This is a genomic window from Bradyrhizobium sp. STM 3809 (assembly GCF_000239795.1).
In the GTDB taxonomy this organism is placed as follows: domain Bacteria; phylum Pseudomonadota; class Alphaproteobacteria; order Rhizobiales; family Xanthobacteraceae; genus Bradyrhizobium.
This window is the reverse complement of record NZ_CAFJ01000346.1, coordinates 1-4,177: the sequence shown is the minus strand read 5'-3', so window position 1 is coordinate 4,177 and position 4,177 is coordinate 1. Positions and strand designations below refer to the sequence as shown.

At 66.6% G+C, this 4,177-nt stretch carries 5 protein-coding genes; 3 read left to right on the top strand and 2 right to left on the bottom strand.

Annotation, left to right across the window (positions count from 1 at the left end; genetic code table 11):
- Positions 1-674, top strand: a 674-nt coding sequence (locus tag BRAS3809_RS18670; RefSeq protein ID WP_035656797.1) for a glutamine synthetase, incomplete at its 5' end; no start/stop codon positions are given.
- Positions 675-1,030: 356 nt separating this feature from the next.
- Here BRAS3809_RS18670 and BRAS3809_RS18665 read toward each other — a convergent pair.
- Both BRAS3809_RS18665 and BRAS3809_RS18660 read right to left on the bottom strand, forming a co-directional pair.
- On the bottom strand, positions 1,031-1,645 hold the full coding sequence (locus BRAS3809_RS18665) for a hypothetical protein (RefSeq protein WP_008963633.1): 615 nt from the start codon (positions 1,643-1,645) through the stop codon (positions 1,031-1,033).
- Between the two features lie 71 nt (positions 1,646-1,716).
- Positions 1,717-2,241: a P-loop nucleotide/nucleoside kinase family protein gene (locus tag BRAS3809_RS18660; RefSeq protein WP_008963632.1), complete on the bottom strand. Its 525-nt coding sequence runs from the start codon at positions 2,239-2,241 to the stop codon at positions 1,717-1,719.
- A gap of 283 nt (positions 2,242-2,524) precedes the next feature.
- Here BRAS3809_RS18660 and BRAS3809_RS18655 point away from each other — a divergent pair, with 283 nt between their 5' ends.
- Together BRAS3809_RS18655 and BRAS3809_RS18650 are read left to right on the top strand one after the other, a co-directional pair.
- On the top strand, positions 2,525-3,811 hold the full coding sequence (locus BRAS3809_RS18655) for an MFS transporter (RefSeq protein ID WP_008963630.1): 1,287 nt from the start codon (positions 2,525-2,527) through the stop codon (positions 3,809-3,811).
- A 1-nt stretch (position 3,812) separates the two neighbouring features.
- Positions 3,813-4,177: amidohydrolase family protein (locus tag BRAS3809_RS18650; RefSeq protein ID WP_035656799.1), on the top strand; the 365-nt coding region annotated here is incomplete at its 3' end.

Sequence of the window (4,177 nt, the reverse complement as noted above, 5' to 3'; positions counted from 1 at the left end):
TCGCGCACATCTACGGCAAGACCGCCACCTTCATGCCGAAGCCGGTGTACGGCGACAACGGCTCGGGCATGCACGTCCACCAGTCGATCTGGAAGGACGGCAAGCCGGTGTTCGCGGGCAACAAGTACTCCGACCTGTCGGAGACCTGCCTGTCCTACATCGCCGGCATCATCAAGCACGCCAAGGCCATCAACGCCTTCACCAACCCGTCGACCAACTCCTACAAGCGTCTGGTCCCGGGCTATGAGGCGCCGGTGCTGCTCGCCTACTCCGCGCGCAACCGCTCGGCCTCGTGCCGCATCCCCTACACCTCCTCGCCGAAGGCCAAGCGCGTCGAGGTCCGCTTCCCCGATCCGCTCGCCAACCCGTATCTCGGCTTCGCCGCGATGCTGATGGCCGGCCTCGACGGCATCAAGAACAAGATGGATCCGGGTCCGGCGATGGACAAGGACCTCTACGACCTGCCGAAGGAAGAGCTGAAGCAGATCCCGACCGTCTGCGGTTCGCTCCGCGAGGCGCTCGAGAACCTCGACAAGGACCGCGCCTTCCTCAAGGCCGGCGGCGTGTTCGACGACGACTTCATCGACAGCTACATCGAGCTGAAGATGACCGAGGTCGCGCGCTTCGAAATGACCCCGCACCCGGTCGAGTTCGACATGTACTACTCGGGCTAAGCAGCCCGACCGATCGGCGGATCACGAAGGCGCCCCTCGCGGGGCGCCTTTTCGTTTGGCGGCACGCGGTATCGGGTGCGGAGCGATCACGGGCCTCGTCCTTCGAGACGCTTGGCTGCGCCAAGCTCCTCAGGATGAGGGGCGAGAGCTCGCCCGGAGCATTCCTTGCGTCTCGCCGCGGGTCGACAGCTTCCCCTTGCAACGAGCACGCTTCTCACGGCCCATGTGCAGCACCACGCTTGGCATCAACCCCTCATGGTGAGGAGGCGCGCGCCGATCACGTCGCGGGATCAAACAACAGACAATCGCGCGCCGTCTCGAACCATGAGGCCCGGCTGCCCAGACTGTCAGCCGCATCATTTGTCCGGAAAATACACCACGATCTGCTCGACGACCGGTGCCCATTTGCGGGCCTGCGGGTTGCGGGACGAAATTCGGTCGCCTGCGGGAGCGCCGTCCTCCCTGCCCTTGCCGAACCGCACCGAGATCCCGCAGCCGCCCGGCAACGGACGGTCCAGTGCGCCGCCTTTCCAGTCCACGACGAAGCCGCCGCCGTCGGTGAAGAACTCGCGCATCAGAAACGGCCGGCCGTTGATCTTCTGCACCTCGGCCAGCGTCGCGCCGAGCGTGACGCCGGCGACATTCCAGTGGCTCGTCTTGGCGTCGATCAGGGTCAGCCGCGACACCCGCTGCATGGTCTCGTCGGCGAAGCCGATCTCGATGCGCCACTCCGGCGAGCGCGGCAGCAGCACGACGCCTTCATAGGTGATGTCCTCCACCCCGGTGAACAGCTCCTTGTCGATCACCGCCTCCTCGCCGTAGCGCTGCAGCAGGCTCTTGGCGGAATCGGCGACCGATACCGGAGAGCTGCAGGTGATCGGCCCCTCGGCCGGCGGCACGGACTGCGCGCGCACAGGAGCAGCAAAGAGCAGCAGAGCAATCAGGGCCCAGCCGAGCATCCGGTCCAACACGGCTCGTTTCCTTGTCCTCGTGCGGTGATCCGACCGCCTCTTCGTCAGCGTCACCATAACTCCAATGGCCCTCACGGCGAACAAGCATGCTGCGCGCGCGAGGCGTAGACGCCCTGATGAGCGCTCATCTCCGCCGCTGTCGGGGGCTCCCAGATGCTTTCGATGAAGTCGAACATCGGACGCGTGACGGTGAGCGAGAAGGTGTCGCCGCGCGTCTCGTTGCGGGAGCTGACGCGCCGCCATCGTTCGTCGGCTGGGACGTCGAGAAAATGCAGCGTGACATCGAACCCGGATTGCCGCGCCAGGGCGGCGAAGCTCGCGCGGCTGCTCGTACGCAGGAACGACAGGTCGAGCACCGGCGCGACGCCGGCCTGCGCGCAGCGGGTGGCCATCCGCCCGATCTGCCGTTCGCAGCGCCCGACCCGCTCGGCGATCCAGTCGAAGCGCGGCGGTTCAGGCTGATCGCTGGCGAACAGCTCCATCATCCACTCGTCGATCGAGAAATGAACCCCGTGGCAGCGGCTGACGAGGTCGCGCGCGTAGGTGGTCTTGCCGGCGCCGGTCGCGCCGCAAACGAGGTGGAACGTGCTGGTCATTGCTGTTCGAGCTCCCTGGTCCTTCCAAGGATATATACCCGGATAAAATACCTGTTGTAAATATCACCCGGGTAATAATTGACGATTGCCGCAACGACCCGGCCCGCTTCGTCGGCCAGAGGGCACGCGATCGCGGCCTGCAGCCCGGACGACGGGGGATTTTCTGACAAACAAGCGGGGACGGATTCGGTCCGGGCGGATTTTCTGACAGACGCCGCGGCGTCTTTCAGAGCAATCTCTCCGGGATCGACCGTTTAACAAGAGCGGCGCATGGGAGGCTGGAATGTCGACATCCGCAGACACGATGGTGCCGATCGAGGACACGAGCCTCACGGGCTTCTACAATGGCATGACCGCTGCCGAACGGCGCACCTTCTGGGCCTGCGCCACAGGCTGGGCGCTCGACGGCATGGACTTCATGATCTACCCGCTGGTGATCGGCACGATCATCGCGCTGTGGAAGGTCGATGCCGGCACCGCGGGCCTCGCCGGCACCGTGACCTTGCTCGCCTCGGCCTTCGGCGGCTGGGCCGCGGGCTATCTTGCCGACCGCATCGGCCGTGTCAGAACGCTGCAATTCACCATCATCTGGTTCTCGCTGTTCTCGCTCATGTGCGCGTTCGCGCAGAACTTCGAGCAATTGCTGGTGCTCCGCGCCCTGCTCGGGCTCGGCTTCGGCGGTGAATGGGCGGCCGGCGCCGTGCTGATGGGCGAGACCATTCGCGCCGAATATCGCGGCCGCGCCGTCGGCAGCGTGCAGTCCGGCTGGGCCGTCGGCTGGGGCCTCGCGGTGCTGGCGCAGGCTGCCTTGTTCTCGCTGCTGCCGGCCGATCAGGCGTGGCGGTGGATGTTCGCGATCGGGGCCCTGCCGGCGCTGCTGGTGCTGTATCTGCGCGCCTATGTCAGGGAGCCGGAGGTCGCCGCCGCCGCCCGCGCCAAGGTCGCGGCCGCCGGCGACAGCCCGTCGATCCTGGAGATCTTCCAGGGACCGATCCTGAAGACCACCATCCTCGCCTCGCTGGTGGCGACCGGCTGCCAGGGCGGCTACTACGCGATCACCTTCTGGGTGCCGCGCTTTCTCACCACCGAGCGCAAGCTCTCGATCGTGAGCTCCACGGGCTATCTCGCCGCGCTCATCATCGGGTCCTTCATCGGCTATCTCGTCGGCGCTTGGTATGCGGACCGTTTCGGCCGGCGCAACCTGTTCCTGGTGTTCTCGCTCGGCGCCATGATCGTCGTCGCCGCCTACACCCAGCTGCCGCTGTCGAACGAACTGCTGTGGCTGCTCGGCTTTCCGCTCGGCTTCTTCGCCTCGGGCTATTTCTCCGGCATGGGCGCGTTCCTGACCGAGCTCTATCCCACGCGCTTGCGCGGCTCCGGCCAGGGCTTCTGCTACAATTTCGGCCGCGGCATCGGCGCGCTGTTTCCGTTCCTGGTCGGCTATCTGTCGCAGATGACGTCGCTCGCGACAGCGATCTGCCTGTTCGCCCTGTTCGCCTATGCGCTGTTCTTCGTCGCGGCCTACGCGCTGCCCGAGACGCGCGGCAAGGTGCTCCATGCCGATGCGTGAGATGGAGTCCGCAACGGATCGGGCTCCCGCCTGCGCAGGACCCGATCCGCATCCGCGCGGGCCCACCCGCTTCGTCGTGCCGCCGGGCGCGGTCGACACCCACGCCCATGTCATCGGCGTGCCGCCGCGCCATCCCTTCGTGGCCGCGCGCAGCTACACGCCGCCGGAAGCCACCGCGGCGTCCTATCTGGCGATGCTCGGCGCCATCGGCATGACCTATGGCGTGCTGGTCCAGGTCAGCGTCCACGGCACCGACAACAGCCTCCTGCTCGACACGTTGCGCGCCAACAGCGAGCGGCTGCGCGGCATCGCCGTCATTCCGCTCGGCCTGCCGGACCGCGAGCTGGCAGCGCTGCAGCAGGCCGG